General features: G+C 43.8%; 4 protein-coding genes. All 4 read right to left on the bottom strand.

Translation table 11 applies throughout. The features are described 5' to 3' along the window. The coding region (locus ACPLVF_RS11965) for an FAD-dependent oxidoreductase (RefSeq protein WP_424908051.1) at positions 1-83 on the bottom strand (83 nt) is incomplete at its 3' end. Positions 84-98: 15 nt separating this feature from the next. Further along, positions 99-971 carry a methylenetetrahydrofolate reductase gene (locus ACPLVF_RS11960; RefSeq protein ID WP_424908050.1) on the bottom strand — a complete coding sequence of 291 codons (873 nt, stop codon included), beginning with the start codon at positions 969-971 and terminating at the stop codon, positions 99-101. A gap of 15 nt (positions 972-986) precedes the next feature. Then, entirely contained in the window at positions 987-1,637 is a 651-nt protein-coding gene (locus ACPLVF_RS11955; protein ID WP_424908049.1) for a methylenetetrahydrofolate reductase C-terminal domain-containing protein, read from the bottom strand. A 16-nt stretch (positions 1,638-1,653) separates the two neighbouring features. After that, a partial coding sequence (locus ACPLVF_RS11950) for a bifunctional 5,10-methylenetetrahydrofolate dehydrogenase/5,10-methenyltetrahydrofolate cyclohydrolase (protein ID WP_424908048.1) occupies positions 1,654-2,493 on the bottom strand: 840 nt, incomplete at its 5' end.

Below are 2,493 nucleotides of genomic sequence, written 5' to 3'. Positions count from 1 at the left end.
ACATCCGCACCGAGCTTTGCTGCCTTTATAGCAGCTACATATCCCCCAGGTCCCGCCCCTATAACAACAATTTTTTTTGACATTTATTGTAACCTCCCTTATAAATTACACATGTCAAGTAAAATCGGGATATTTTCCTCTGCTCCGATCGCCATTATATGAACTCCATCGCAGAGCTTTTCTTCTCTAACCTGATTAATAAATTCAGCTGCAATCTTTAAACCTTCTTTAACTTTGTTTTCCGCCCCTTTTAACCTTTCTATTATCTCATCAGGAACATATATGCCGGGAACATTTTTGTTCATATAATTTGCCATCCCCGGTGATTTCAAAGGTATTACTCCCACCAATACTTTCGCGTTTAATTCGGAAATCCTTTCTTTAAATCTTCTTAATACTTCTACATCGTAAACCGCCTGGGTCTGGAAGAATTTTGCCCCGGCTTTTATCTTTTTTTGCATTTTTATTACCTGAAGTTCCATAGGGTCAAAAAGGGGTGTTACGCTTGCCCCGAGGAAAAATTCCGGCGCTTTGTTTAAGGGATTACCGGCAAAGTCTTTGCCTTCCATGAGTGTGCTTGCAATCTGAAGGATGTTTACTGAGTCCAATTCAAACACGGGCTTTGTTGTCTTGTTGTCGCCAAACACAGGGTGGTCTCCGGTTAGTGCAAGGACGTTTTTTATTCCCAAGGCTCCTGCTGATAAAAGCTCGCCCTGTATTGCAATCCTGTTCCTATCCCTGCCGGTTATCTGCATTACAGGTTCCAAGCCTTCTTCAATTAAAATCACCGACGCTCCCAAGGAAGAAACTCTTACTACTGCACTTTGAAAATCTGTTACATTTACCGCATCAACCCTGCCTTTTACCGCTCTGGCACATTCCCTAAAATGCGCAGTATCTACACCCTTTGGAGGTGCCATTTCGCAAGTTACCGCAAATTCACCGGAATTTAATCTTTCTTCAAGTCCCATAACAATTCCCCCTACCTACCTCTGAACAACAATTTTCCTCGGATTATAGGCTTTGCTGTAATCCTTAGGAGGCTTTATATCGAGCATTTTCTCCAACTGCCCTATTTTTCTTAGCCTATCATAAATTAACACCCATGCACAGTCGTTCTCGCTGTTTAGTTCGCATTTGCCGTTTCTGGAACCTCCACATGGGCCGTTTAGTAAACCCTTTGCGCACCTCGTTACAGGGCATATGCCTCCCGTCCAGGCAAGTTCGCATTCTCCGCAGGCTTTGCAGGCTTCGGAAAAATGCCCTATCCTCTCTACCTCGCCTATGAACATGGTGTTGTTGGCAGGATACACGGGCTTTGTTTCTATTACCCCCGCTACGGTCTGGGCTCCGTCTCCGCACGCCATGCAGAGAATCGCATCCGCTTCTTCCAATGCTTCTTTGTTCTTTTTCAATGTAGAGCGGACCTGCAGTTTGTTGCAGGAAGGGTCGAGCACCGTATATCCGGTAACGATTTTACCTTCTTTTTCTAAGGCTTCTTTCATATTTAAAATCTCTTTTTCTCCCCCAGTCATGCAGGAGGTGGCGCACAGGCTGCACCCTGTTATATATATTTTTTTAACGCCTTCCAGCATCTTTTTTATTTCTTCAAAGGGCTTTTTTTCCGTTATTACCATTTTTAAAACCCCCTACCTACAGGCCTTTTTGTAGTTTTAAGGCTTTTACGACGTGTTTTACGAGAACCGTGGAGGTAACAGAACCTACTCCTCCGGGCACGGGTGTTATCATCCCCGCTTTGTCTTTTACTTCTTCAAAGTCCACATCCCCGCACAGTTTACCGTTTTCGTCCACGTTTATGCCTACATCTATTACTACCGCACCTTCCCCTACCATATCAGCCTTTACTATTTTTGCTTTTCCTACTGCTGCTACGAGGATTTCCGCCCTCTTTGTTTCTTCAGAAAGGTTTTTGGTCTTTGTATGGCATATGGTCACGGTGGCGTTTTGTTTTAGCATCATCATGGCAAGGGGCCTTCCTACTACCATGCTCCTTCCCATGATTACCGCTCTTTTTCCCGTAAGGTCGATGTTGTAGTAATTAAGGATTTCCATTACGGCCTGGGGTGTACACGGCGCAAAGCCCCCTTCTTCTCCTGCCATTATTTTGGCTGTGTTTATGGGGCTGAAAGAGTCCACATCCTTCTCGGGTGAAATTTGGTATTTTACTTTGTCTTCTGATATATGAGAGGGCAGGGGCCTCATTATCAATATTCCGTTTATTTTTTCATCTTCGTTTAGTTCGTGAATTTTCTTTATAAATTCCTGTTCCGTTATAGTTTCGGGTAATTCCAAGGCGCTTGCCTCTACGCCCATTTCGCTCGCCCTTTTTAATGCGCCTTTAATGTATGATAGGGAATCGGGCCTTTCTCCAACGATTACTATCTTTAGATTGGGAATGTAACCTTTTTGTTTTAATTCTGAAACTTCTTTGGTTAAGTCCTGCTTTAAGGCCTCGGCTACTTCCTTGCCGGA

It is taken from the genome of Thermovenabulum sp., from assembly GCF_049701175.1.
In the GTDB taxonomy this organism is placed as follows: Bacteria; Bacillota; Thermosediminibacteria; order Thermosediminibacterales; family Thermosediminibacteraceae; genus Thermovenabulum.
Note: the sequence above shows the minus strand (reverse complement) of the source record. Positions and strands in the feature narration are given on the sequence as shown.

Excerpts from the sequence above, each read along its gene's own strand:
- ACPLVF_RS11960 (WP_424908050.1), bottom strand. The coding sequence starts at position 971 with ATGGGACTTGAAGAAAGATTAAATTCCGGTGAATTTGCGGTAACTTGC.
- ACPLVF_RS11955 (WP_424908049.1), bottom strand. The coding sequence starts at position 1,637 with ATGGTAATAACGGAAAAAAAGCCCTTTGAAGAAATAAAAAAGATGCTG.